We start from the raw sequence: 26459 nt of genomic DNA on the forward strand, positions 1-26459 counted from the left end.
TAGTCATATTACCAACATTACTCCTACCCACTTAGCTAAGTGGTGGAGCATGTCCGGGCCTTTCGGGGGCTAATTCAGTCCGAGCTTCTTCTATGCTCATTCCCGCAGGTGTCATCGTTGACGGGTGTGCAATGAGGTCTGCGCCGCTTCCCAGCGATTCTGCTACCGTAAAAATCCCGAGCGAAGCGACAAACGGCCGAACTGCTTCAATCCCGCCTTTCAATGACGGCGACATCCAACTGATCGCGATCCTTCAAAACCCCAGGAGGACGGTACGTTCCGCCACATAACAATCACGTGGTGCGGCGATGAGGCCACCAACGAGAACGCGACTGAGAAGAAGATTGGATCGCCGCAGGCCCGTGGAGTGACCGCAGCGCTTGGGCAGGATCCAGGGCTTGCTTACGGAAAGATGGGATTCATGGCTGTACTCGAGAATTGCAGGCGCAGCTGCGCAAGGCAGGCGTCGATACCAAAGCCACTGTTATTATCGACGGTGATAACAATAACTGGTTTGCAGCGTGGGGCGGTTGGGTACGCGATATCTCCGGCTTCAGCGAGCGGTGAAGCTACTCGATGGTGGCAGGAAACTTTCGGGCGCACACTGACCGTCGACCTGCCAACCTTCCCCGCCACTTCCCTCGAACTGCTGGAACGCGACAAAACCTTGCGGGCACGCCTGTCCGATGTGATGGTGATCGCTGGATCGCGAGCGCACGACAACGCCATTGACGCCTGCCGAACAGCGTAGGCCCGGAAGTTCGCGTCTGGACGCGCACGAGGTCTTTTTCATCGGAATGATCGAGGCAGGATAGAACAATGACTCTCAGCGAGACGCGGGGCGATGCAGTTTGACTGGACATTAAAAGAAAGACGGCCATGCCTTGGCAGGGACGAGCGGACCGTCTTAAGCGTCGTCAGGCATGGTTCGACGGTCAACTCGATCTCGACCCGCAACGGCTTGTCTTCATCGACGAAACAGGCCTTTCAACAAAGATGTCGCGACTGCGCGGCCGCTCGCCCGCGCGGTGAGCGGCAGAGGGTGAAACGCGGGCCATAAGATGCTCAAGGCACTCCTGAGAGCAAGGGCCGAGCGCTCCGTCGACGTCTTTGAAACACCTTCGGAGAACTCGTCGATCTGTTCGAGCCCTCAAATCTGCAAACTAGTTCGCAGCCACAGATTATGACCCGTGAAGCAGACATGCTCTAGCACGCGTAACCGAAAAGACCCAGGTAATCACCTCGGCCGCGTCCCGCGAGATGGGGTGCAAGCGCCTGGAAATCGAGCCTTATCAAATTTATCTTTTGTGAGGCCCCGGTTTCGGTCTCGATATCAATCGCCCCACCCGATCTCAAGCCGAGCAGCCCCAATCCCAAAAGTGTTTCTACGGAGACGGTGTAGATAGGAAAGTCACAGCTCTCATTCTGGACCACATTGGCTGTTCTTGGCGCGCCCGCATCGACACAGAAGGTCACGCGACTGTCGATCGTCACGACATCATCGGGAACATTCCCGGGGGAGCAAATTTCAGCTTGCGCCAGCTTTCTTCTAAGCAATCGGCTGTAGGCGTTGTCGCGAGGGCGCAGATCAAGAATTTCTCTGAGGATCGCGTGGTCTTTTGTCGTCAGGTGACACTGAAGCGACGTTGTCATGGCATAACTCCTCGGAGCGCATGAGCTCCTAAAAATTAACGGATCAATTCGATTTCCCCTGGCCGCCGGTTCACTGGCGCCAGGGCTTACGATCCTGAAATTGAGCTCCCGCATTGAGCAAGAAAGCGACGGAGTCTTTGAGAAAAGAGAATGGAAACCGGGCCTCTCGCAGCGAGTAGGCAATAGCCTGCCTGCCAGTCAGAACTCGGATATCGAGTCCGCTCCCGCAATAGCAGCAACTTGACTTCAGACAACGCAGACATTTTCAATTCGCTCTCTCATGAGGTGGAAGAGACTGCATTTGGGCACTATCAGCGGTGGACCTCACTAAGCTTCACATGAACTAGGGCCTTGACTAATTGCAGTACCATCCACCCGCTTCTCGTCATTTTCGTCCTCTTCGGTTTGCTCAAAGATTAGCCAGGCGGTGCCCTTTGCCGCGATCCGAGCCCTGCGAGCGTCTTGAATTCGCTCTGCCTGAAGTTTGGTATAAGGACCCATTGGCTGGGTCTTTTGTCCACCGCGGCAAACCTGGCAGTACCACTCGTTGTTATCATCCGAGTAGATATCAACCGACGTAGACGCCTCGTGCGGCTCATGCTTGGCAACCTCGTCGATGAACTTAATTAACCTTGAGTAGTGCTTGGCGGGCCTAACTGGATGCAGCACGCCAGAACCGACATTGTACGAGGGTAGCGTTGACATAGCTCATCTCCTTCTGCTTCACTGCTGCGGTCGCCGACCAGGTTGCTGCAGATCGGGGAAGATCGGCAGTTTCCATGCCCCGAGCCATCCAGCCACTCGTGACTGAATGTTTAGGAGCCATTTCGAAATGGCGTCCGACTTCTGCGGGCACGAAGGACGGATTCTGTTTGGTCGTCGGCCTGTCATATCGCCGACAGTTTGCTGCCGGAATGACCATTAAGCAAACGAATTATATCGTGTCTTGAGTACAATTTTATTGTTAGATGGCGATCCAAACAAGTACCGCCAACTGTTTGCTGAGAGTCGCATTAAATGGCGGTGGAGCAGCAAAATTGCATTCACAGCGCGATTAAATTCGTTTGCTTACCGCGACCAATTGCAACACACTACTGGCGGTGCTGCAGGCCACGACACTTAGACAAGTGCTGGCGGCCACGGAGTTCGGGCGATTTTCGAAGAATCGAGCCTGCAGATCTTCCGAGAATAGTCGTTGCGGAGATGCGCAGATGCTACTTGTGAGCCGCGACGTCTGGTAGACGGCGATACCGTCCGCTGGCCCTGGCAACACCCGTGTCTCGCATTGCCGCGCAGAAGAAAGGAGCTGAATTATGTCGACGTTGCCTGAGCACAATATCGGTTCGGGTGTGCAAGTCGCGCTCTTCAAACGCTACTCAAGGCCGATCAACTTCACCAGCGAGATCGCCAAGCGCGAGCCTTACGAAGCGTCTACCTCAGTCGATATTTTCTCTAATGATGATACCAAGTGGTACTGTCAGATTTGCCGTGGCGGACGGAAGACCCAGCCAATAGGCCCTTATACCAAACTACAGGCAGAGACGATTCAGGACGCTCGTAGGATACGGATCGCAGAGAAGGGCACCGCCTGGCTCCTCTTCCAGCCAACCGCCGAGGACCGAGGATCACGAAGCGGGCGATCTTAGCGAGGAGTTGCTATACAGATGCCGGTCTCCTTTTCGGGGCTGTGCAATCGCAGAGCATCGACCCAGATCCGGTCTACGTCGGTCATAGGCTCTCTGGGAGCAGCTAACATCGATTTCGCTATTTGCGCGCGACGACCATCGAAATCGCATTCCAGGCACCGGAACTCTCCGCGTCGGAAAGAGGTTTCGTAGATAATTAGCTTCGCGGTCGGAAGAAAAGGCCGCTCGCTTTGACAATTCGTCTCGGGGAAACGGGACAGTAGATTGTCTCAAAGATTAGGAATGAACGACCATGTCGAACTCTTCACCGGAAGTGGCGGGAAGTGCCATAGATCGGCGCCTCCCGAGCCATATTGTTCTAGCGACGGACTTTGGTGCCCGATGCGATCGTGCACAAGACCGCGCCGTGCAGCTTGCCATGCAATGGAACGCTAGCTTGACCGCCGTCCACGCCCTAGATGACCTCGGGCTGGCCACCGACACGTCAGCTCGAGACGCGTATCGCAGGGCGGTGATGCGTAGCGCCAAGCGCCTGCGCGAAGACCTTGCGTGCATTGAGGGACTCCGCTCGTCCGTTGTCGTTGACGAGGGCGCACCCGAGGCCGTTATCCTGGCCCTCGCAGCAAGAGAGCGAGCCGATCTGATCGTGACTGGTATAGCGGGAACAGGTCCTCTGAGCCTTATGTCAATTGGCAGCACTGTTACTGCACTGGCCCGGTCGTCTCCGATTCCGCTTCTGGTCGTGAAGAAAAAGGTCCTTGACACAAATGCGCGAACCCTGGTGGCAACTGATCTGACTGTATCGTCAAAGCTGGCGGTGCTGGTATCCTTGAACTGGTTTTCCCATCGGTACCACGCCCTGTTTCACGCATATGATGCGCCGTATCGAATTTGGGTGGATGATAAGGCTGCTTATGAACGCGAATTCGAGGGATCTGCTCTCAGAGAATGCCGCGACTTTGTCACAGAAGTGGCCGGTCAGCACGCGCTCGACTATTTTGATATCAAGGTTCGATGGGGAGATGCTGTAAACGCCCTCCGTGTCTTGGTAGATGAGGCTGATATCGATCTTGTCATAGCAGGAACGCATGGGCGGACGGGCGTAATGCATGTTCTCCTCGGCAGCGTCGCATCGCGGATCCTGCACGAAATCCAGAGCGACGTGCTGGTCGTGCCCAGTCAGTCCCGCTGATCCGGAGGTTTGCAGGTACCCTCTGCGAACCACATGCCAAGGTGATCAACAGGTGGGGGCGTTTTCGCGAGAAGCTTTCTCCTGCAGAATACGGTCGCGGTTTTCATGCTGTGGGCATAGTTGAGGAAATACGACGTCCAACCAATGCCCCAAAACGACCATCGGGAAAATGGCTCTGGAGAGCAGTTCAGGACTCGGAGCGCACCGTCTTCTACCAGCGAGGAATAAGACACTGGGTAGCAACTGCCGTCAGCGGCAGCTTGTGGTCCATAGCCGAATGGCAGCGTCGTGTAATCCGTCAATCCTTTTCGAACCTCAAGTGCCTTCGCTTTGATCCGTCAAAGAGTCCTTGTGAGTTTCCCGCCGAGGTACATCCGGATTGTTTTCGAACCGGTCGCGGTGTAGCGCCGCACGGGCCAGAAGCATGAATGTTACCGGAGTCGTCACGGTGATGAACACTCCGATGAGAACCTCGTGCGCGACGAGTTGACCACCGGCCATGCTATAGAACAGGATCGAAGCGGTCATGATGCCGCCGGTTCCCCAACTGGTAGCAAGCGTGGGAGCATGGATGCGTTCGTAAAAGGTCGGAAGCCGAAGGAATCCTATCGCACCAATCAGCGCCAACCCGGCCCCGATCAGCATGAAGCAAGCGATTATGACTGCTGCCCAAACCGGTATGTCAGCGGCCGAGTAGATCATTCGATCACCTCCCCGCGCATCAGGAACTTCGCCAGCGAGACACTCGCAACGAAGCTCAGCATCCCGATCACCAAGGAAGCCTCGAAATAGACCGTCTTTCCCATGCCGATGCCAAAGGTCGCAAGCAGTAGCATCGAGTTGACGTAGACGGTGTCGAGCCCGATGATCCGATCCTGCGCCCGTGGGCCGTAGAACATTCGCACGGAAGCTACGGCCATCGCGATCGTCAGTAGCAACTGGGCGAGGCTGACAGCGGTGAATATGATAGTCGTGCTCATGAGAAAATCTCCAGCAGCAGTCTTTCGTAGCGGTTCTTGATCAGATCGCGCCAATCGTCCTCATCGACAAGGTCGAGCACATGAATCAACACGGAACTGCGGCGCGAGTCGTATTCAAGCCAGGCGGAGCCAGGGGTGCTGGTCACGATTACGGCGAGGACGCCGAGGGCAGTGGGGTCATTTAGTTCCAGCGGAAGGTTGATGAACGAGGATCGATGACCTTTCGCTCGTCCGCGTATGATCAAAACGCACACCGCCAGGTTGGAGCGGATGATGTCCAGCATCACGATACCAACCAGCTTGGGAATGAGATACCATTTCCGCAGCTTCGGTTTGTCAGGGCGCAAGGGCGCCATCCCCCATGCAGAGAATACGGCGACCATGCTGCCAAGTAGCAGGTGCCCGAGCGTGAGACCGTTCAGCAGCAGCCACATCACCAGCAAAGCTAACGCCAGTAGAGGATAGGGAAACACTCGTCACTCTCCCCGATCCTGCCGCGCGCTGTCGCGCCATGACTGTTGAGGTGTCGCCCGTTTGACTGCCTCGGTGTAGGCGTTGGGCTTTCCGATCGCCCGCATGGTCGCATCTGTGAAAGCGAGGGCGGGCCCAGCTTTGATGCTTAGCGCTGCCGTCAAAGCCAGGATCAGCATTATCGGAACGACCTCCAGGACCAAGACACGCGGCACCGTTCCCTCAATCGAGCTCCAGAAAGTGCGGATTCCGGCACGGGTGAGCGCAATCAGCGTCGCTAAGCCGCCGAGGATGACTAGGGCGACCAGCAGCAACGCGGGTCCGGTTGGTGGAACGCCGATCGAGCCGGTTCCGACCAAAGCCGACAACATAGCGAATTTAGCTACAAAACCGGACAAAGGCGGGAGCCCGGACAAAAGGATGGTGCAGGTGGCGAAGCAGATTCCGAGCATTGCCAGCGTTGCGGGCATGGTCGTGCCTTCGACCTCTTCGGGGACTTTGTCGTCGGCGTCCCCGTAGAGCTCCATGGTTACTGCCAGAACCGACGCGCCAGCATCCTGGCTCCTTTCGACCAGCTCTACCAGCATGAAGAAGGCGCCAAGCGTCAAGGTCGAGCTGAGCAGGTAGAGAAGTGCGCCCGAGGTCGCGGCCGCATCGTTCAGTCCAATGACAGCCAGAAGCGTGCCGGACGAGACGAGAACGGAATAGGCTCCAATCCGGCCTAGAGCTTGCGATGCCAGAACGCCAATCGTACCGAAGGCGAGGGTGGCCAGGCCGCCGTAGAGCAGCACCTCCGAGCCGAAGCCAGCGGACGGCCCGTCGGAAAACAACAGCATAGTCAGCCGCAGGATGATGTAGACCCCCACCTTGCTCATCAATGTAAAAATTGCCGCAACCGGAGCCGCTGCGACACTGTAGGCGCCGGGGAGCCAAAAGCAGAGCGGCCACATTCCAGCCTTGATCAGGAAACCAACTCCGAGCACCGCGGCTCCCGCTTCCATCAGCATTCGGCGATCCGGTTCGATGGTCGGGATCCGGTCCGCGAGATCCGCCATGTTTAGCGTGCCCGCTGTACCATAGATAAGGCTGACGCCAATCAGGAACAGCAGTGCCGCCGCCAAGTTGACCACGATGTAATGCATGCCCGCCTTAACACGAAGCGGGCCGGAGCCATGCAGGATCAGGCCATACGAGGCCGCTAGCATCACCTCGAAGAAGACGAAGAGGTTGAACAGGTCGCCAGTCAGGAAGGCGCCGTTCAGTCCCATCAAAAGGAACTGGTAAAGGCTGTGGAAGTGCGCTCCCGCGGAGTGCCATCGCGCCAACGAAAAGGTGAGGACCGGCACGGCGAGGATGGCGGTCAAAGCCACCATCAGTGCAGAGAGGCGATCGAGTACGAGGACAATGCCGAAGGGTGCCGCCCAATTGCCTAGCAGGTAGACGCCGTCGAAGCTGCTCTCGCTTGAAGCATCAATCAGCAGCAGCGAGACGGCGGCGAGTGCCGTGGTGGCCGCTAAGCTTCCCATCGCTTTTGCAGACCGCTGGCGCTCGGGAATGAAAAGCAGGCCGGCTCCGGACGTGAGAGGAATCAGGATCGGCAGGATAACGAGATGCTGAGCCCAGGCGATCATCGGTGATCGCTCCTTCCATCGACGTGGTCACTGCCAGTGAGTCCGCGGGAGGCAAGCAGAACCACGAGGAACAGAGCGGTGGTGGCGAAGCCGATCACGATAGCGGTGAGGACGAGCGCCTGTGGAACCGGATCCGCCAGTGTTGCAGCCGATACGCCTTCGCCAAGCAGGGGCGGCTCATTCGACTTCACGCCTCCTACACTAAATATGAAGAGATTGATCGCGTAGGAGAGTAGCGAGAACCCGACGATCACTTGATAAGTCCGCGGACGAAGTATCAACCAGACTCCGCAGGTAGTCATCACACCGATGGCTATGGACAGGACAGGTTCCATCAGGCGGCTCCTTCTTTTGCTTCGTCCAAAGCTCGGATCCGGTTGATGCGAATGGACTGATGCGCGAGTGCAACAAGAATGAGCACAGTCGAACCAACTACGAGCAGGAAGACGCCGAGGTCGAAGATCATTGCTGTAGCGGCGGGCACCTTCCCGATCAGTGGCAGATCCAGGTAGCGTGAATGGGAGGTCAGGAACGGGTATCCGAATGGCCAGGCACCTAAACCCGTCGCAGCCGCGACGAGGAGCCCCGATCCCATCCAGCGCAGCGGCAGGATGCGGATGCGCTCCTCGGCCCAGCGCGTGCCGCCAGCCAGATATTGCAGCAGGAATGCGATGGACATCGTCAACCCGGCGGAGAATCCGCCGCCCGGCAGGTCATGGCCACGGATGAAGATGTAGACCGCTAACGTGATGACGACCGGGAACAGCCATTGCATGATTACCGACGGCACGAGCAGGTAGTCGCGCATCGTGTCGCCTACGTTCCGTTCTGGATGCTGTGCGTCGAACAAGGACTGCACCTGCTGCTGTTCGGGCGGTGCCATGCTTTCGGCCGCTGGCCGGAAGCGGCGCAACAGCGCGTAGACGGTCAGGGCCACGATGCCGAGCACCGTGATTTCGCCGAGCGTGTCGAAGCCACGGAAATCGACCAGAATGACGTTGACCACATTGCGTCCGCCGCCCTGACTATAGGCATTTTCGAGGAAGAACTTAGCGGTCGCATCTGGCACCGTCATCGTCATCACGGCGTAGGCGATGAATGCCATGCCGGCTCCGCAGATGGCAGCCAGCAGGAAGTCTCGGAAACGACGGAAGCGGGCGCGGAATGTCGTTTCATCCTTCAGGGCCTTGGCCCGTTTCGGCAGCCATCGCAGACCGAGAAGGATTAGGACCGTTGTGACGATCTCGACTAGCAACTGAGTGACGGCGAGATCCGGTGCCGAAAGCCAGAGGAAGGTGACGCAAACGACAAGTCCGACTCCACCCAGCATGACCAAAGCCGCCAGTCGGTGATATTTTGCAAAATACGCGGTTCCGATGGCCAGGCATCCTCCGATTGCCCAGATCTCCAGGAACGGAACGTCAATGTCGGAGGGAGCAATCATCCGTGAGTGAAAGCCCGCAAGATAGAGAGGGAGAAGCGCTGCCAAGAAGCCGATGAATGTAACCCACCTAAGTTGCGGTTGCAGTTTCCTTGTCCCTAGCCGACTCTCGAGGCTTCTCGCCCAGCGCCATGATACTGTAACAAGAACCCTCTCGAAGATACGCTGGCCGAGCAGGTGACGGAACCCGGGAGGCCCGTCCTCGCATTGCGAGAAGTACTTCCGAAAGCCGATGTAGATCATGCACCCACCAGCTAGTGCAACTACGCTCATCAACAGCGGTATGTTGAAGCCGTGCCAGATTGAAAGACTGTATTGCGGCGTCGACTGGCCGAGGATACTGAAAGCAGCAACCTGCAAAAACGGCCCGATCGTCAGGTTGGGCACGATTCCGACGACCAGGCAGGCGATCACCAGGAACTCGATCGGAAAGCGCATCCAGCGCGGCGGCTCGTGCGGGTTCTTGTTCGGAAGATCGGTGGGAGGGCCACCAAAAAACACCGAATGGATAAACCGCAGTGAATAGGCGACGCTGAAGGCGCTCGCAAGCACGGCCAGGTAGGGCAGCGCGGTGTCGAGCCAGGAATCGGCGTGGGTCTCAACCGACTCAGCGAAGAACATCTCCTTGGAGAGGAAGCCGTTCAGAAGGGGGACGCCCGCCATGGCGGCTGTCGCTACCATTGCCAGCGTTCCGGTAATCGGCAGGTAGCGCCACAGGCCGCTGAGGCGGCGCATGTCGCGCGTTCCGGTCTCATGGTCGATGATCCCCGCGGCCATGAACAGAGACGCCTTGAAGGTGGCGTGGTTGACCATATGGAAGATAGCGGCCACTGTGGCGAGGGGACTTCCGAGGCTGAGCAGGGTTGTGATCAATCCGAGGTGGCTGATCGTAGAATAGGCTAGCAGTCCCTTCAGGTCCTGCTGAAACATCGCGAAATAGGCCCCGAGGAGGAGGGTCGATATACCTGCGACCCCGACGAGCATGAACCATTCGTAGGTGCCGGACAGGGCGGGCGAAAGGCGCACCAGCAGGAAGACACCCGCCTTCACCATTGTAGCAGAGTGCAGGTAGGCGGACACCGGCGTGGGCGCTGCCATGGCATTCGGCAACCAGAAGTGAAATGGGAATTGGGCGCTCTTGGTGAATGCGCCAAGGAGGATCAGAACCAGGCTTGTTAGGTAGAGCGGATGGGTCGTGATCTGGTCTGCGGATACCAGGATAACGTCGAGATCATAGCTTCCGGCGATATTGCCAAGGATCACCAGGCCCGCCATCAGACAGAAGCCGCCAGCCGCTGTTACTGTCAGGGCCATGCGCGCGCCATCGCGTGCTGCAGAGTTCCTATGCCAATAGCTTATCAGCAGAAACGATGAGAGACTCGTAAGCTCCCAAAAGACGGAAAGCAGGATCACGTTGCCAGAGATGATAATCCCCAGCATTGATCCCATGAAGGCCAACAGAAAGGAAAAAAACCGAGGCACAGGATCGTCCTCGGACATGTAGTAGCGGGCATAAAGGACGACCAGGACGCCGATGATACCCACTAGCATGGCGAACATCCAGGCGAACCCGTCCAGCCGCAGGGTGAAGTTGACGCCTAGCTGAGGCAGCCATGCGATTTCGAAACGAACAACGCCGCCGTCGGCAATGAACGGATAGAGAGCAGCCGTGGCCAAAGTTATCATTGCAGCGACGAAACCGGCGATGGAAGCAGGCAGAAACCTGGAATGCGTTTGGAGCAGGAACGCCGTCAGAAGGCTTCCGACGAACGGGAGCGCGGTTATCAGTAAGAGAAAAGTTGACGCTGCATCTACCCCAATTCTCTTCTCCTAACGATGATCGAGGTGGTGGTCGGTGGAAGCCAAGTCTTGGCTCTTGGATCAGCGGTGGCTGCGCTTCATGGCAGGATGGTTCGCTCCTCTGAACCATATGGGTCGTGTCCTAGACAATTCAGCCGCTGACCCGCATTATGTCGCTCCACCCGGGCTTCCCGCATCGACGATCGGTTCGTCTTTCTCCCCACGTATTGGTCTGCTTCCTGCGTCCGCAGAGTCGCTGACGATTCGTACGTTGCCGGAGGCATTCACAGCGGTGCGTAGTTCGTCAGGCAGTGGACAACATATCGCAGGCACTTGATTTGCCGATGGAACGGTCGGTTGTCTAGCCTGACTGACTTTCGTGTGAGCTGGCTGCGGGGCGTAGTGGTCATAGGAAGGAAGATCCTCGCCTTATTGGCTTTTATGTTTGCGGGGGGCGGCGCCCAAGCGCAACAAGCAAAAGCCTATCCCTACGACATGGCCGACCGGAGCTGTCAAATTATCGAAACAGTGTCCCGGCTTCTATCTCAGGTGAACTAGCCCATAGGCGAGTGTGTTTCTCACTCCGACGCGGGATCACGCCTTGAAGATGCGGCAAATGGCTGTCGGGCGCCCGTCGTCGCCAAATCCATAATGTCATCCTCGCCTTAACTTCATTTATGGCTTCGCAATTTTCGTCGAGAGGGGCATGCCGCGGCAGAAATTCACAATCGCGTCACCGCCAGGCCGCCGTCTCCGGTTCACCAAGCGAGACCTGTAGAATAAGGATCGCCCATCCTCGACGGAGCGCTACCTTGGAGGATAGGCAACAGGAGAGCAGGTACCGCTTTAGTCTTAAGCGTCCCGTTGCGGTGTCGCCAGAGAGGTCATCCGGTTTCCAAGATCGTGGCCTGACAGTTGTTGGCTAACGTTGTTCGACTAAAGGCGTGAATTCCTACGATTGACTGGATCGGGCGCTCGACTGACTGAAAGCAGACGGCATTCCATCCTCCACGTTCTGGAAACGTTGCTGTCCAGCGGCCTGGCTTGACTATCCGGCTTGCTATGACCATCTTAAGGTCATGTTGATCTCGCGTCTCAATGTCGTCCTCAAGCGGGTGTTCCCTATCGCGGGAATCTGACCCCCCGGCCCGGTCGCGTCGCGCCCGGCCGAGGGGCGTAGGCACCGGTCAATGACCCAGGCGCAGCCTAGAGCGACATCCACCTCACGAATTTGAAGTACCGGCGGCGCATAAAGGCGACCGCTATAAATCTGCAGGAGAACTTAATGGTTCCCGAAACTAGAGAATCGCGCAAACCCGCGATTTCGATGGCCGTCTCCGATCACCAGCGGCTTGCGAGACTCGCCGAGAGCCACGCTTTGCGTATCCCCGAAGTGGCAGACGAACTGATGGCCGAGCTCGAGCGGGCGCGCGTCGTGCCCGACGAACGACTGTCGGCGGACGTCGTCCGGATGGGCTCCAAACTACGCTTCACAAGTGACCTCGGCGAAGACCGGCAGGTGACGCTCGTCTTCCCAGGCGACGCCGACATCGCCGAGGGCAAGGTATCGATCCTGACGCCTATCGGGGCCGCCCTTATCGGACTGTCGAAGGGACAGTCGATCGACTGGACGGCCCGCGACGGTCGCGTCCACAGGCTAACGGTCGCTGCGGTAGAGGCGCCGGATCGCGCGGCTGGCCGAGCCTCCTCTCAGCTTCGGCCGGCATCATGAGGGACGGGCCGCTCTCTTGCTTTTTCCCCGGAAGGCGCCTCATTGCAGGCTCGTAGCCCCTGTGCCGCCTTCCTCGGCCAGGGGAGTTTCATCCATGCCAAACGTGTACGCTTCCGTGAGGGGGCGATGGAGAACTACGATGAGAGAACACTGCATCCTCACCACCCGAGACTTCACCTTGTTGGAAGCCATGCTCGACGATCCGTTCGTCCGCGACACCCGGCTCACGCCTGTCCTGAGGCGCAAGATCACAACAGCGATCGTCATGTTCCGCCAGGACCTTCCTGAGAACGTCGCCAGCCTGAACAGCCGCGTGACCTACAGGATCGATGGTGCCCGTCGGGACACGCGCGTGCTGTCCGACGACCGTATGACGACAGCGATCGGCATGTTACTGCCAGTCACGACGCTGCGCGGGTTGGCACTTCTTGGTCTTGCCGAAGGCCAGGAGTTCGTGCTGACGAACGTCGACGGCGTTGAAGAACGCATCCTGCTGGAGACGCTCCACCATCAACCGGAAAGGGCAATGCGCAGGAAGGCTGCCGCCTCGGCACAAGCTACGGCGCAAGCCAGTGCTCAGGATTGTCAAAGGCGCGGACCACTCCCGGTTCGAAACGGCCGCGATGGACGGTTCTGACGATCACGGTCCCCCGGCGGTCATAGCCGCCGACTGGATCGCCCTGCGCCGCATTCGCTACGAGCGCTGCTGACAAGCTTCCGTCGTACTCATACGCGAGGAACGGACCGGCCAGCACTGTCGCCGGATCGACGAAGAGTTGGCCCATGATGAGGAGTTCGCTTCGTAAGCGCCGTCTGGTAATAGCGCTCACGTCGTCAATCGATGGATGAGCTCAGATGCGCCGAGCCGGAACATTGCCTTGAGACGTCCGGTACGGTTTCGCGTTGGACTAGTTGGGCCCGGAAAAACACTCGGCACCGGGCGCGGTTTTCCCGCGTCAGCGTGCCGGCTACGGCACTGCTCATATATGCATTGAAGTCCCGTGTGACCCAACTCACCGTATCGGTTGTAATAAGTTGATCGATCCGCTTTGACGACCTAAGCGGCGCTACGCTTGGCACCCCATACCGCAGATGGGTTCCGGAGTGCCCTACAGACCATGAACCGCGCTGCGTATATGAACCTGCGACCCTGTTATACGACCGACGCTGACAGAATCTGTAGTTGTTTTACGGTGGACTACGGGAAAGCGGGGCGCATTGCTGCCATCCGATGTCGATCTCATTCAACAGGCTGCCTTCTTGTATAATTCCCGGGCCAATTTTTCAGGATGGCGCTCGTAATAAGATGGGCGAGATGGTCCGCCTGTGACGCGAAAGAAGGTTGGTCAACCGCCCAACCGAGGGCCGTCATCAGGGCAAACAGATTGTCTCCATTCATGTCAGGGCGCGCCGTACCTTCAGTCTGAGCACGGCGCAGTAGCGACGCGCTCGCTGAGTGCACGGCTGCACATGAAGCATAAAGGGCGGAGTCCGGATTGGTGTGAGCGGCTGCCATCATCGCGACAACGCCCCTATGGCTTTGGGCGAATGCCACCCATTCGCGAACCCAGGACACAAGCGCTTCGTCGGGTGCACTTGACGTTCTGAGTTCGTCTGCCCTTCGCGTCAATGAGTCCAGATTGGTACACAGCAACGCCTCAAACAAGGCTTCTCGGGTCGGGAAGTGACGAAGCACCGTAGCTAACCCGACGTCGGCTCGACGGGCGATATCGCGCATCGACGCATCGGCGCCATGCTCGGCGACGACCTCTCGCGCGACCGTGAGGATGTGGCTGTAATTTTTTCTGGCGTCGGCTCGCATAGGTTCTCTTGATAAATGGATCGGCGAACCATATATGTGGATCACCGATCCAATAAGATTCGGATCAATGATCCACAACATATAGCGTATGTGTGCCAATGGAAATAGCAACGCCAAATATAAGCATTGTCAGCATCATCGGATCAGGCGGGATGGCCGCTGCCATCGGCGGCCTTGCTGCAAAGGCCGGATATACCGTCGAGGTGATGAGCCGCGCTCCCTCCAAAGCGCAGGCGCTGGCCGAGCAGATCGGAGCCCGCGCGACAACGGGAACATTCGGGGCCGCGCCGGCCGGACACATCGTCGTCCTGGCAGTTCCCTACTCAGCAGTTCTCGGCGTGGTGAAACATTACGGCGAAGGGCTGGCTGACAAGCTCCTGGTGGACATCACCAACCCCATCAAATCTGATTTCTCGGGCTTCTTGACCCATGAGGACAGTTTCGCCGTGCAGGAGATCGCCCAGGTGACCCCTGCCAATGCAGAAGTCGTCAAGGCGTTCAACACCTTGCCATCACAGGTCCTGGCTGCCGGCTCGGTCGAGGGCCGTCCATTGGACGTGTTCGTAGCCGGGGACGCCCCACAGGCGAAGACACGCGTCTCGGCCTTCATCAAGAGCTTGGGACTGCGCCCGATGGATGCCGGGCCGCTGACCATGGCGTGGACGCTGGAGCACGCCTGCATGTTGTGGCTGGGCCTTATGACCCACTCCATCAAACACGCCAACTTCTCGATCGGCGTCACGCTTCCCGGCTGAACATGCCTCATTCCATTTCTCACACTGCCCACAAGGGAGCAATAAAATGCACGTTTTCGTCACAGGTGGCACCGGCCATATCGGTCCGTACATCATCTCCGACCTCATTGAAGCCGGCCATGAAGTCACCGCCCTCGCCCGGTCGGATACGGCTGCGGCTGCGGTATCCGCCCACGGCACGAAGGTGCGTCGCGGGGATATTTCCGACCTCGGCGGGCTCAAGGCGGCGGCGGAGGAAGCCGATGGCGTCATCCACATCGCGCACCGGCAAGACCTGCTCCCCTCCGGCGGAATAGACGCCGTGGCCGCCGCGGAGCGCGAGATCATGCTCGCATATGGCGAGGCACTGGCGGGCACTGGAAAGCCGCTGGTCGTGTCGGGGAGCATTGGCTCGCCCGGCTGGGAAGACTTGGGCCGGCCAGCCACCGAGGAGGACCCGGCCCTACCCGGCGGCGATCAGTATAAGGGCACCCTGCGGATTCGTAATGTCGTAGAAACGACCGTAATCGGCCTCGCGGAGCGGGGCGTGCGGTCTTCGGTCGTGCGGATTCCTCCCATCGCGCACAGCACGACCGACGATGCCGGATTCCTCCCGCTGCTGATCGGGCTGGCGAAGGAGAAGGGTATCATCGGCTACCCCGGCGACGGCGCGAACCTGTGGCCGGCGGTGCATAGCCGCGATCTCGCCTCCTTGTTCCGCCTGGCGCTGGAAAAGGGGCCGGCTGGCAAATCCTGGCACGGGATCGAGGGCGCCGGCATCCGGTTCCGCGAGATTGCCGAGGCCATTGGCAGCCGTCTGGGCGTGCCCGCCGTGAGCATTCCCGCAGACGTGCTGATGCTGCCGGGATACTTCGGGTTCCTCGCGAATTTGGTCACGCTGGACCTACCGGCGTCCAACCTCATCACACGCCAGACCCTCGGCTGGGAACCCACGCAGCTCCGCCTGCTCGCCGATCTGGACAACGGCCATTACTTCCCCGCCGGCTGATGAGCTGACGGTAGCGCGCTGGGTCGCAACGAGCCCGGCAAATCCCACAACTCACGAGGAGACTGCACATGAGCATTATCAGCATTATCGGATCAGGGGGCATGGCTGCCGCGATCGCCGGCCGTGCCGCCAAGGCGGGATACACTGTCGAGGTGGTCGGCCGCAACGCCACCAAGGCGCAGGCGCTGGCTGACAAGCTCGCGTCCGGAGCGACGACAGGGACGTATGGCGCAGTGCCCGCCGGCGATATCGTCATCCTCGCCGTGCCGTACTCCGGCGCGGCCGCGGTAGTGGCCGACTACGGGGACGCACTCGAGGGCAAGGTGATCATCGACATCACCAACCCGGCCGCCCCCGACCTCTCGGGCCTCGTCATCCCCCACGGCAGTTCCGGCGCGCAGGGGACCGCCAAGGGTCTTCCCGCCGGCGCGCAGGTCGTGAAGGCGTTCAACACCATCTTCGGTCACGTCCTTTCCAAGGGCGGACGCCTCGACGCGTTCTTCGCAGCCGACGACGCGAAGACGAAGGAGCGCGTCTCGACCTTTCTCGAAAGTCTCGGGCTGCGTCCATTACATGTCGGTGGCCTGCACATGGCTCAAACGCTTGAGGCGGTCGGCTTGATGATGATCGGCCTGGCCAAAAACGGCGCCGGCACCTGGGACTTCGCCATGCATGTCGATATTGGCTGAATGCGGCGTCGCTCGACCCTATCCGCTCACGGCAACCGTGCGGTTATCAGCAGGCACTCGGGGCGAACTGTCGCGCTCGGCAAAAATGCCCTCCATCTCCGCCATGTTCTGGGTCCCCCAGGTGCACAGCGGGACGATGGCGATGGCCAGACTGTGGCCGAGTGGGGTCAACGTGTAATCCACACGCGGAGGGACCTCCTTGTAATCGGTCCTCGTCAACACGCGATCGGCCTCCAGTTCCTTCAATTGCTGGATCAGCACCTTGTGGCTGACGCCCTCGATCGCGCGCTTGAGCTCGCCGTACCGCTTCGGGCCGTCGAGCAGGAAGTACAGGATCAGCGGCTTCCACTTGCCCGCGATGATGCGGAGCGTGACGGCGAGTCCGTGGGAGAAGCCTATGCCGCAGTTAGGAGAAATTTCGCAGTTATCAGAAGGACTTGGCATTTATCTTCCATACTTACCAAATGGTGCATACTTGTGACTAGGTAACCATCTTCTTAGCTTCGGTGCAACTCCAACAGAGGATGCACTACATGACCAGACTGAATGGAAAGACCGCTGTAATCACCGGCGGCGCGACCGGCATCGGCCTCGCCTCGGCAAGGCGCTTTATCGAGGAAGGCGCCTTCGTCTTCATCTTCGGCCGTCGGCGGGAAGCACTCGATGCCGCCGTGGCCGACCTCGGCCCCAATGCCCGCGCGGTGAAGGGCTCGGTTTCCGACGAGGCCGATCTCGACCGACTTTACGCGGCGGTGAAGGCCGAGCGCGGAACCCTCGACATCGTTTTCGCCAATGCTGGGACGGGAAGCCCGCTTCCGCTCGGCCAGATCACTGCTGAGCACATCGCCGAAACCTTCGACACCAATGTCAAGGGTACGATCTTCACCGTGCAGAAGGCGCTGCCGCTGATGGGGCCGGGCGGTTCGATCATCCTGACCGGCTCGAGCGCCGGCACCACGGGCGCGCCGGGATTCACGGCCTACAGCGCGAGCAAGGCGGCCGTGCGCAACCTCGCGCGGATCTGGGCCGAGGACCTGAAGGGCACCGGCATCCGGGTAAACGTGCTGTCGCCCGGTGCGACGGCGACCGAGCTTGCGAAGGAAGCGTTGGGCGAAGAGGGCCAGAAGGCCTACGGCGCGATGACGCCGCTCCAGCGCATGGCCGATCCGTCGGAGATCGGGGCAGTGGCCGCCTTTCTCGCCTCTTCGGACAGCAGCTTCATGACCGCCAGCGAAGTCGCCGTTGACGGCGGCCTTGCGCAACTCTGACGCGCCGAGCCCAAAGGGGCGCTCCATTCGGTCACTTGGAGTGCCCTGGGCCATGGTAAATCGAAGGAAGACACATGAGCTACGCAATAATCGGCTTCGGCAATATCGGCCAGGCTCTGGCCAAGGCCTTTGCCCGTAACGGCATCGAAGTGTCCGTTGCAACCAAGCGCGACCAGGAAAGCATCACATCAACTGCGGCCGCGATCGGTCCCACGGTCGTTCCGAAGACACTGGCGGATGCCGTCAAGGCGGATATCATCTTTCTGGCTGTCCGTTTCGAAGTGCACCCGGAAGTCGCGCAGGCGCTCCCCACCTGGCAGGGGAAGACCATCATTGATGTGACCAATGCCTACGGCGTGCCTCCTGAGGAACTGGAAGGACAGCCTTCTTCCAGGTTCATTGCGCAGGCATTCACTGGTGCAAGACTGGTCAAGGGCTTCAACCATTTGATCGCCACCACCCTTGCCCAAGACCCCGCCGTCCATGGCGGCAGGAGAGTCGTGTTTCTGGCGAGCGACGATGAAGCTGCCGCGGCGGAGATTGGTGTGCTTGCGGAAAAACTCGGTTTTGCGCCGATCAAACTTGGCGGGCTTTCAGAAGGTGGACTGCTTGTGCAGGCGCGCGGAAATAGCTGGGGCCATCTGATCTTCAAGGACCTGGCCAAGCTTGACGAATGAATGGGTGCACGAGCACTACCGTCCGTTCTTAGCGCTCCGCTTTCATGGGTCGCGACTTTCACCTTTATTACTCAGAACGTGCACACATGCCGGCTTCAATGAGAGCCTTTGCCGAATTCATGAAGGTTACTCTCGCTGATCAAGCACATGATCTTTCCCGCTCTCGGATAAGGCAGCCTTATCACCAGACGGACGCTTCGAGCCGATGGCGGCGCATCTGACGGCAAGGCGACCTTTCGAACCCTATATGCCGGTACAAATTAAACCATCGATGCTAATCCTGTTACCCAGCTTCTATGGGTGCGCCCAAAGCACCCAGCATGCAGGAACCAGGTAGATGACCGATTGGGATGACGTCCGTTATTTCCTCGCTGTCGCGCGCGAAGGCTCGGTTCGGGCGGCAGCCGAGCGTCTTGAGGTCAATCATTCCACCGTGCTGCGGCGCATAGCCCAACTGGAAGAGCGTCTCGGCGCGCGGATGTTCGAGAAAAGGCCGTCCGGCTACCGACTGACCAATGCGGGAGAGGAAGTCCTTGAATTCGCCGAGCAGATGGAAGCGTCGTCGAACCGGCTTGCGACACGGGTGTTCGGGCGCGACCAGAGCGTGCGTGGGCTTTTGCGGGTGACGCTGTCGCCGATGCTGGCAACGCACCTGCTCATGCCTGATTTCGCGGAATTCGCTGCCCTCCACCCCGAAATCGAAATGGAGATCTTGTCATCCGACGAACCGGTCAATCTGACCAACCGGGAGGCCGATGTCGCGATTCGTGTTGTCTACGATCGCAGCAGTCTTCCGCTCAACCTTCATGGGTTGAAGGGCCCGGCGCTGTTCGGAGCCGTCTATATCGCGCGCGACCTCCTCGCCGCCTGGCGCGTGGGCACGGCCGAGCGCGTCCGATGGATCGTCAAGAAGTTCGACGGCATTCCGGACTGGGGGCGTGAGGGTGATATTCCCATCACCGAAATCCCGTTCAGGACCGTCGATGCCGGAGCGCATGTCGCAGCACTGCGGCACGGGATCGGGATGACGGCGCTGCCGTGCTTCGTCGGCGATGCCGACCCACTGCTGGCACGGGTCCCCGGCACCGGCCTGCACATGCACGGAACGCTCTGGCTGCTCACCCAAGGTGAGACGCGCAAGACGAAGCGGGTGCGGCTCTTCACCGAGTTCCTGTCCCGCCGGATTTCCGCCCATGCCCCGCTTCTCGGGGGTCTGGTTCCTAACGACTGACGAGCGGCTATCCGACCATCAGTGAATAGCGCCGTGCTCGGCGACCGAGCTTGCGTCGCGAGTGGTGCATATATGCACAAGCGATATCGAGGATTCGGGAATCCCATCCGTCTGCGCATTCCCCCACATATCCCCACGATAAGGAGCCGGCCGCGCAATATCCGTCCGCGGAAATCGTAGCGACCGTTCGCCTTGTCGCGAGTAATCGAGAATATAGAGGTCGATATGTACGAAGCAATTAAATGGCCGCAAGACATGGCTCCCAGCCGGTCGCCGATCCATTTCACGAACGAACTGGAGGTCGCAGTCTCCCCCGAAACGATCTGGTCGCTGCTGGTGGATCCCGCTGCCTGGCCGAGCTTCTATCCGGGTGTCGAGCACGTCGATCTGCTGGACGGCCACGAGTCGTTGCGGCCTGGGACGCGGTTCGAGACCAATCTGGCCGGCCAGGATGTCTACGCATCCGTGCAGGAATTCGAGCCGATGACACGCATCGCCTGGGGCGGCGGCCCCAAGGCATCTCCTGAATCCAGGGCCTATCACGCCTGGATCATCACCCCGACGGCAAATGGAACCCATGTCTGGACCGAAGAAACGATGCAGGGATCGCTGTGGATAGAACTCGCCAAGCAGGCTCCCGACATCTTCTGGCGCACGCATCAGACGCTTCTGGAAGACCTTGCGAAAGTCGCCACGCTGCGCGGCAGGCCTTTGGCGAATTGAGCTAAGCCGGGCAATGCCGGCGCAATCAACATCGACGGAGAAACAACATGAGTTATGCCATTGCAGGTTTCGGTGCGGTGGGCCAGGCACTTGCCGGCGCCTTCGCCCGCAAGAACATCGAGGTGACTGTGGCCAGCCGGCGGCCGGCCGAGGCGCTGGCGCCGCAAGCGCGGGCAATCGGGCCGACAGTCGTCCCCGTGCCGCTGCGGGAGGCCGTCAAGGCCGACATCATCATCCTGGCGATCCCGTTTTTGCAACATCGGGAATTCGCCAAGACCTTGGAGAGCTGGCAAGGCAAGATCGTCATCGACGCGACGAACGCATTCGGCGTCGCCGTCGAAGACCTGGACGGTCTTCCCTCCTCTGCCGTGATTGCTCAGACCCTGCCCGGCGCTCGACTGGTCAAGGCCTTCAACCATCTGCCGGCGGGCGTACTCGCGGAAGACCCGACGAGCAACGAAGGACGACGGGTGATCTTCCTTTCGAGCGACGATGAAGGTGCGACCACTACGGTGGCCGCGCTGGTCGAGCAGCTCGGCTATGCGCCGGTCAATCTCGGGAAGATTGCCGAAGGCGGTCAACTCGTGCAGGCGCGGAACAGGAACTGGGCGCCCCTGATCTTCCAGGACCTGTTCAAGAAGGAGAAGTGACGATGTACGATCATGTGATTTGGCCCAAGCGCTACGATCCGAAGACATCGGCCATTTACGCGCTCAACGACACCGACGTGAAGGCACCGGCCGAGGTGGTCTGGAAGTTGCTCGTCGACGCCGAAAACTGGTTGAGCTACTTTCCTGCAGAAAATCAGGTCAGGATCCTGACCGGCGAGCCGGAACTGACCCTTGGAACCAGATATCGCCGGGTGACAGTCGGCTTTCCGATGAGCCTCGTCGTGACGGAATGCGTTCCGGGCCGCAGGCTTGCCTGGGCGACGACGGTCGACGGTGACGAGAGCGGGTCGACTGCCTATCACGGCTGGGTCATCACGCCGACAGACGGTGGCTGCCATGTGCTGACCGAGGAGACCCAGCAGGGGGCCTTTTTCCTCGACGTAATCGGGCACAAGCATCCCGGTGCACTCTACCGCTACCATCAGGAATGGGTCGAAAGCCTCGCGCGCGCAGCGGAAGCAAAAGCCGCAACGAAGGCAGATTGACAACCCCGAGCCCTTGGGCGGGTCGGCCCAGGCTAACCTTCAATTGGAGATGAATGACATGAATATCGAACTCAAGGGCCGCAAGGCGATCGTCACGGGATCGACAGCAGGCATCGGCCGCGCCACGGCAGAGGGATTGGCCCGCGTCGGTGCGTCGGTGGTCATCAACGGCCGCGGGACGCCCAGGGTAGACGAGGCCGTGCGGCAGATGCGGCAGGCCTTTCCCGGAAGCGACATCTCGGGTGTCGCAGCCGACTTGGCGACCGTAGAAGGTGCTAAAGCCCTGATCGCGCAGGTACCGGGCGCCGATATCCTAGTGAACAATGTAGGTACGGCCCACATTCGCGACTACAACGGAGTCGACGACATCGCTAGGATTCCTGACGAAGACTGGCTTGGACTGTTCCAGTTGAATGTGATGAGCGGCGTGCGCGTGACACGTCACTACCTGCCGCGCATGGTGGGGAACGGCTGGGGCCGCGTCGTGTTCGTCAGCAGCGAATCCGCAATCAATATCCCCAAGGAGATGCTTGACTATGGCATGACCAAGACCGCGCAGCTCGCGGTCTCGCGCGGTCTTGCCGAGGCGGTCGCCGGCACGGGTGTCACCGTCAACGCCGTCCTGCCGGGGCCGACCCGGTCTGAAATCCTGGGGGACTTCATGGCGAAGCAGGCCGAGGCAAACGGGATCACACAAGAGGAAGCCGAGCAGGAATTCCTGAAAGCGTTGCGTCCGACTTCCCTCATCCAGCGTTTTGCAACGACCGAGGAAGTCGCCAACATGATCGTCTACGTATGTTCGGAGCAGGCTTCCGCGACAACCGGTGCGGCCCTGCGCGTGGACGGCGGCGTTGTCCGCTTCGTCGCCTAACTACGAATTCTGAGAACACTAAGGAGAAGAGCCAGCAGCGTCGCCGCGTTCTGGAAGAGCAAGGGGGACTGCTTCAGCGCCACGGCAGGATTATCTGTCCGTTTTTGGGGTGACCCTCGAGCCACGCTCATGGTCCGAATCCATGAGCGTGGGCAATATGGCAGTTGAAGGGATCCGAACCAACGACCCCGTTGTTAACTGAAGTCCTTCATCGCAAATGCACCTGTAGCTGACATCGCCCTAGTCGAGGAGAAATGACCGATTGGGGGCCGCTAACGGACCAGCTGCTTCTAGTGCCCCTTATTACTTGAGCGGACGTTCTAATCACCCGGAGCGCTTGCCTTCAAGTGGGTTGTCTCTCCGCGTTCACGTGTTTCCGAAAGTGCTTGGTCTAGCCCCAATCTGAGTAAATTGTGCTGGCTCAGCATGGCATGGTGCAATTTTGGCGAGAATCACTTTATCGTTGAGACCAAGAAGGTGCCGCAGTCGTCATTGAGGAAACTATGCCGAGCGAGATCATACACAATCCTGATCAATACATGACTGCCCTCCGTGCGATTATAGCCGGGGGCCGGAAGAGGATCGGGCTACTGCTGGGCGCCGGCGCTTCGGCAGGAATGAAGAAAGCAGACGGCACCTACCCCCTGATCCCGGCGGTCGCCGGTTTGACCAAACTTGTCCTCGATAAACTCGAGACAGAATATGCGAAGCAGATCGCAGAGCTGAAGAAGGAGCTCGCGCCCAAGGACGACATCGAAACGCTCCTGTCCAGGGTTAGATCGCTCGCGAAGGTGATAGGGCCGGCCAAGATCCATGACTTGGACGGACCTGGATATGCGCAGTTAGGCGAGCGCGTATGCGAGGAGATCGGGAAGGTCGTCGCCGTAACCTTGCCCGAGAGCGGCTCCGCCTATAGCGACATCGTTACCTGGATCACGGGCGCCGGTCGTGATCATCCCATTGAGATTTTCACGACGAACTACGATCTGCTGCTTGAGGAAGCTCTTGAGCGCGTGCGCGCGCCGTACTTCGACGGCTTTACGGGTGGTCGTGAGCCTTTCTTCGACCCGGTCACCGTCTCCAACAACGACCTACCGGCAAGATGGACGCGTCTCTGGAAGCTGCACGGGTCGCTGGGATGGTGTTCTAACGGCAAAGACGAGGTGATCCGTTCCGGCAAAGACAACGCCCGGCATCTCGTCTTCCCCGAGCACCTCAAGTACGAGCAGACTCAAAAGGCTCCTTACGCAGCACTCCTCGACAGGCTGCGCGCCTTCCTCGCTACGCCGGACACGCTGCTGATCTCGATCGGGTTCTCGTTCGCTGACGCTCATATCTCGGCGCGTATCGATGAGGGGCTCGCGGCGAACCCATCCGCTAGCGTGTTCGCGTTCCAGTTCCAGAAGCTCGCCAACGAGATCTGTGCTAGAGAGCTCGGTCGCCGACTGCCAAACTTCAGCGTCTACGCGCGTGACGCCGCGCTGGTGAATGGTTCGGAGGGCCCGTGGCGTGTGCCGTCGGAGCTTCCTTCAAAGGACTGGGGACCAATCCGGTCCTCGTACTGGTCGGAACCCCAAGGGGGCGGCCAGCAGGAGTTTACGCTCGGGGCAATAGAGCCATTCGCTCGTTTCTTCTCCGCGTCGCGTTCCACGCAGGTCTTCGTGACACCTTCCGCATCCGCTGCAGCCGCCTCGCCGCCCGCCCCCGCCCCCACGGTGGCGTAGTGAGCGCACCAACCCTTCTCGGTCACGTCGGAGCTGTGGCGGGCGCGACGATCAACGTGCGACAGTTCGAAGGAACCGCCTCGGGTATCGCTATCATTGGCGGTCGCAGTTACCGCATTGGCCAGGTCGGCAGCTTCGTCCGCATCCCGCAGGGCTATCACGATCTGTACGGAATCATCTCCGACGTCGGTGCTACTGCCACGCCTGAGACACTGGTCGACAGCGGGGCCAGAGGGGACCGCTGGCTCAAGGTGCAGCTCGTCGGCGAGGTCTTAGAAGCGACCTTCGAACGCGGGATCAGCCAGTATCCCGCGATTAACGACCAGGTGCATCTCGTCGTCGAGGAGGATCTCGCCCGCATCTACGGGACCGCTGACACAGGTCAGGTGACCATCGGTAGACTGTCGGGAGCCGAAAGCATCCCCGTCCGTGTCGATCTGGACAAGCTCGTGACGCGCCACTCTGCGGTGTTGGGGTCGACGGGCGCTGGCAAGTCGACGACGGTCACAAGCCTGCTGCGCTCCCTTTCGGTTGGCCAGGGTGACCACTCCAGCTTCCCAAATGCACGGGTGCTCCTGATGGACATCCACGGTGAGTACGGCCGCGCGCTTGGCGAGGTCGCCAAAGTCTTCCGCGTGAATCCGCGCGAGAATGAGGAACGCCTTTACGTTCCCTATTGGGCACTCGATCTGGACGACCTGTTGACGTTCCTGCTCGGCAAGACCGAGGAGAAGGCGCTAACGGCGATTCAGGACCGCATTCTCAGAGCGAAAACTGCAGTCTTAGCCCAGATGAACTATCCCGGTGTCGATGCCAACTCACTGAGCGCCGGGAGCCCTCTGCCGTTCAGCCTGAAATCGCTTTGGCTCCATCTGATCGACCCCGAAATTAAGACGTGGGTGGAGAACACTCAGCAGAACTCGGCTCAGACCGCTCCGGGCGATGCTGAAAGGCTAACGGCGCCTACCTATCCACTGCCTGGCCAAGGTAATACGTCGCCGTTCGCAAACAAGACGAACGTGCTGTCGATCCGGCGACAGCTCGAACAGCTCCGGTCACGGCTACTGGATCGACAGTATGACTTCATGCTCCATCCTGGACCTTGGGAACCGAGCCTCAATGGGGTTACGCAGAACGACCTGCCGCAACTGCTCGAGAGCTGGCTTGGACACGATCGACCAATCACGGTGCTAGATCTGTCGGGCGTGCCGAGTTCGATCCTTATGCGACTCATTGGAGGCATCCTAAACATCATTTACGAGGCCCTCTTCTGGAGCCGCGAGATGCCCGAAGGCGGGCGGGCGCGCCCCCTGCTCGTGGTTATGGAGGAGGCACATCGCTACTTGGGCCGGGACGACGCCAACCTTGCACGGGATGCCGTCCAGCGCATCGTAAAGGAGGGCCGCAAGTTCGGCCTCGGCGCGATGATTGTGAGCCAGCGCCCATCCGAGATCGACGAAACCATTCTCTCCCAGTGCGGCACGTTCTTTTCGCTGCGCCTCTCCAACTCGTCGGATCGCAGCAAGGTTCAGGCTGCCCTGCCTGACAGTCTGAGCGGAATCGTGGACAGCTTGCCTGTGCTTCGTACGGGCGAGGCTGTGATCACCGGCGAGGCTGCCAAGCTTCCTGTGCGATGCAGGATTACGCTTCCCGAGGAAGGCAAGCGGCCCGCCAGCGAGGATCCGCGCGTTGCCCACAACTGGAGTAAGGAACGCGGCAACGAGAATTACGTGAACGTCACGGCTGCGTGGCGATCCCAAAACCCAAGATGGACAGAGGAATGAATGGAACGACAGTCAGTAAGTTCGTCGAGTTTGGCTTCGGTGGGCTATGACCCCGGTTCGGAGACACTTGAAGTTGAGTTCGTTGCCACCGGCAAGGTCTATGAATACTACAATGTCCCGCAGTTCATGTACGACCGGCTGGTGGAGGCCTCCTCTATTGGACAGTTCTTCAATGCTGAGATCAGGAACGCTTATCCCGGCAACCCGATCTGATCGGCCAGTTCT

Annotated in this window: 25 protein-coding genes and 2 pseudogenes; 17 read left to right on the plus strand and 10 right to left on the minus strand. The window is 59.5% G+C overall.

Annotation, left to right across the window (positions count from 1 at the left end; all coding sequences use genetic code 11):
- Positions 1-888: 888 nt before the first annotated feature.
- Positions 889-1020 (plus strand): annotated as a pseudogene (locus tag ACPYOI_RS16355) (IS630 family transposase); the annotation flags it as partial.
- Between the two features lie 186 nt (positions 1021-1206).
- Here the strand turns inward: ACPYOI_RS16355 and ACPYOI_RS16360 are convergent.
- Positions 1207-1653 (minus strand): hypothetical protein, encoded by a 447-nt coding sequence (locus ACPYOI_RS16360; RefSeq protein ID WP_481423043.1) that lies wholly within the window; start codon positions 1651-1653, stop codon positions 1207-1209.
- 327 nt (positions 1654-1980) lie between these two features.
- A complete protein-coding gene (locus ACPYOI_RS16365; RefSeq protein ID WP_481423044.1) occupies positions 1981-2358 on the minus strand; it encodes a hypothetical protein in 378 nt (125 codons plus the stop codon).
- Positions 2359-3591: 1233 nt separating this feature from the next.
- On the opposite strand from ACPYOI_RS16365, the gene ACPYOI_RS16370 reads away from it, so the two are divergent.
- The gene (locus ACPYOI_RS16370) at positions 3592-4491 is read left to right on the plus strand and encodes a universal stress protein (RefSeq protein WP_481423045.1); all 900 of its coding nucleotides are present in this window, start codon (positions 3592-3594) and stop codon (positions 4489-4491) included.
- A gap of 315 nt (positions 4492-4806) precedes the next feature.
- Here the strand turns inward: ACPYOI_RS16370 and mnhG are convergent, their stop codons facing one another.
- The 6 genes from mnhG to ACPYOI_RS16400 are packed head-to-tail and all read right to left on the minus strand — an operon-like array spanning position 4807 to position 10835.
- Positions 4807-5193 (minus strand): monovalent cation/H(+) antiporter subunit G, encoded by a 387-nt coding sequence (mnhG, locus tag ACPYOI_RS16375; RefSeq protein WP_481423046.1) that lies wholly within the window; start codon positions 5191-5193, stop codon positions 4807-4809.
- Positions 5190-5471, minus strand: coding sequence for a K+/H+ antiporter subunit F (locus ACPYOI_RS16380; RefSeq protein ID WP_481423047.1), 282 nt, complete (start codon positions 5469-5471; stop codon positions 5190-5192). The genes mnhG and ACPYOI_RS16380 overlap by 4 nt, the downstream gene beginning before the upstream one ends.
- Positions 5468-5944: a Na+/H+ antiporter subunit E gene (locus tag ACPYOI_RS16385; RefSeq protein ID WP_481423048.1), complete on the minus strand. Its 477-nt coding sequence runs from the start codon at positions 5942-5944 to the stop codon at positions 5468-5470. The genes ACPYOI_RS16380 and ACPYOI_RS16385 overlap by 4 nt, the downstream gene beginning before the upstream one ends.
- Positions 5945-5947: 3 nt before the next feature.
- Positions 5948-7573 (minus strand): monovalent cation/H+ antiporter subunit D, encoded by a 1626-nt coding sequence (locus ACPYOI_RS16390; RefSeq protein WP_481423049.1) that lies wholly within the window; start codon positions 7571-7573, stop codon positions 5948-5950.
- On the minus strand, positions 7570-7908 hold the full coding sequence (locus ACPYOI_RS16395; protein ID WP_481423050.1) for a Na+/H+ antiporter subunit C: 339 nt from the start codon (positions 7906-7908) through the stop codon (positions 7570-7572). The genes ACPYOI_RS16390 and ACPYOI_RS16395 overlap by 4 nt, the downstream gene beginning before the upstream one ends.
- On the minus strand, positions 7908-10835 hold the full coding sequence (locus tag ACPYOI_RS16400; RefSeq protein ID WP_481423072.1) for a monovalent cation/H+ antiporter subunit A: 2928 nt from the start codon (positions 10833-10835) through the stop codon (positions 7908-7910). The genes ACPYOI_RS16395 and ACPYOI_RS16400 overlap by 1 nt, the downstream gene beginning before the upstream one ends.
- A 1264-nt stretch (positions 10836-12099) precedes the next feature.
- Here ACPYOI_RS16400 and rnk point away from each other — a divergent pair.
- On the plus strand, positions 12100-12546 hold the full coding sequence (gene rnk, locus ACPYOI_RS16405) for a nucleoside diphosphate kinase regulator (RefSeq protein WP_481423051.1): 447 nt from the start codon (positions 12100-12102) through the stop codon (positions 12544-12546).
- A 139-nt stretch (positions 12547-12685) separates the two neighbouring features.
- Positions 12686-13183, plus strand: coding sequence for a GreA/GreB family elongation factor (locus tag ACPYOI_RS16410; protein ID WP_481423052.1), 498 nt, complete (start codon positions 12686-12688; stop codon positions 13181-13183).
- Between the two features lie 603 nt (positions 13184-13786).
- On the opposite strand, the gene ACPYOI_RS16415 is transcribed toward ACPYOI_RS16410, so the two are convergent.
- Entirely contained in the window at positions 13787-14368 is a 582-nt protein-coding gene (locus ACPYOI_RS16415) for a TetR/AcrR family transcriptional regulator (RefSeq protein WP_481423053.1), read from the minus strand.
- Positions 14369-14466: 98 nt separating this feature from the next.
- Between ACPYOI_RS16415 and ACPYOI_RS16420 the strand changes: the two genes are divergently transcribed.
- The 3 genes from ACPYOI_RS16420 (at position 14467) to ACPYOI_RS16430 (ending at position 16800) form a co-directional block, all read left to right on the plus strand.
- A complete protein-coding gene (locus tag ACPYOI_RS16420; protein WP_481423054.1) occupies positions 14467-15123 on the plus strand; it encodes an NADPH-dependent F420 reductase in 657 nt (218 codons plus the stop codon).
- Positions 15124-15169: 46 nt separating this feature from the next.
- Positions 15170-16111 carry an SDR family oxidoreductase gene (locus ACPYOI_RS16425; protein WP_481423055.1) on the plus strand — a complete coding sequence of 314 codons (942 nt, stop codon included), beginning with the start codon at positions 15170-15172 and terminating at the stop codon, positions 16109-16111.
- Between the two features lie 68 nt (positions 16112-16179).
- Positions 16180-16800, plus strand: a complete 621-nt coding sequence (locus ACPYOI_RS16430) for an NADPH-dependent F420 reductase (RefSeq protein ID WP_481423056.1) — start codon at positions 16180-16182, stop codon at positions 16798-16800.
- Between the two features lie 18 nt (positions 16801-16818).
- Here the strand turns inward: ACPYOI_RS16430 and ACPYOI_RS16435 are convergent, their stop codons facing one another.
- Positions 16819-17244, minus strand: coding sequence for a winged helix-turn-helix transcriptional regulator (locus ACPYOI_RS16435; RefSeq protein ID WP_481423057.1), 426 nt, complete (start codon positions 17242-17244; stop codon positions 16819-16821).
- Positions 17245-17333: 89 nt separating this feature from the next.
- On the opposite strand from ACPYOI_RS16435, the gene ACPYOI_RS16440 reads away from it, so the two are divergent.
- The 10 genes and pseudogenes from ACPYOI_RS16440 to ACPYOI_RS16485 all read left to right on the plus strand — a co-directional run bounded on the left by ACPYOI_RS16440 (position 17334) and on the right by ACPYOI_RS16485 (position 26447).
- The gene (locus ACPYOI_RS16440) at positions 17334-18068 is read left to right on the plus strand and encodes an SDR family NAD(P)-dependent oxidoreductase (RefSeq protein ID WP_481423058.1); all 735 of its coding nucleotides are present in this window, start codon (positions 17334-17336) and stop codon (positions 18066-18068) included.
- A 74-nt stretch (positions 18069-18142) separates the two neighbouring features.
- Positions 18143-18745, plus strand: coding sequence for an NADPH-dependent F420 reductase (locus ACPYOI_RS16445; RefSeq protein WP_481423059.1), 603 nt, complete (start codon positions 18143-18145; stop codon positions 18743-18745).
- 337 nt (positions 18746-19082) lie between these two features.
- Positions 19083-19976, plus strand: coding sequence for a LysR family transcriptional regulator (locus tag ACPYOI_RS16450; RefSeq protein WP_481423060.1), 894 nt, complete (start codon positions 19083-19085; stop codon positions 19974-19976).
- Between the two features lie 225 nt (positions 19977-20201).
- Positions 20202-20699 (plus strand): SRPBCC domain-containing protein, encoded by a 498-nt coding sequence (locus ACPYOI_RS16455; RefSeq protein WP_481423061.1) that lies wholly within the window; start codon positions 20202-20204, stop codon positions 20697-20699.
- A gap of 35 nt (positions 20700-20734) precedes the next feature.
- Positions 20735-21349: pseudogene (locus ACPYOI_RS16460) on the plus strand (NADPH-dependent F420 reductase); the annotation flags it as partial.
- Between the two features lie 2 nt (positions 21350-21351).
- On the plus strand, positions 21352-21855 hold the full coding sequence (locus tag ACPYOI_RS16465) for an SRPBCC domain-containing protein (RefSeq protein WP_481423062.1): 504 nt from the start codon (positions 21352-21354) through the stop codon (positions 21853-21855).
- A gap of 58 nt (positions 21856-21913) precedes the next feature.
- A complete protein-coding gene (locus ACPYOI_RS16470) occupies positions 21914-22726 on the plus strand; it encodes an SDR family NAD(P)-dependent oxidoreductase (protein WP_481423063.1) in 813 nt (270 codons plus the stop codon).
- Positions 22727-23343: 617 nt separating this feature from the next.
- Positions 23344-24450, plus strand: coding sequence for an SIR2 family NAD-dependent protein deacylase (locus ACPYOI_RS16475; RefSeq protein WP_481423064.1), 1107 nt, complete (start codon positions 23344-23346; stop codon positions 24448-24450).
- Entirely contained in the window at positions 24450-26234 is a 1785-nt protein-coding gene (locus ACPYOI_RS16480; RefSeq protein WP_481423065.1) for an ATP-binding protein, read from the plus strand. The genes ACPYOI_RS16475 and ACPYOI_RS16480 overlap by 1 nt, the downstream gene beginning before the upstream one ends.
- Positions 26235-26447, plus strand: a complete 213-nt coding sequence (locus tag ACPYOI_RS16485) for a KTSC domain-containing protein (RefSeq protein WP_481423066.1) — start codon at positions 26235-26237, stop codon at positions 26445-26447. It begins immediately after the preceding gene.
- The last annotated feature ends 12 nt before the right edge of the window (positions 26448-26459 follow it).

The sequence above is a fragment of the Rhizobium sp. SVR5-2C genome, assembly GCF_056755115.1.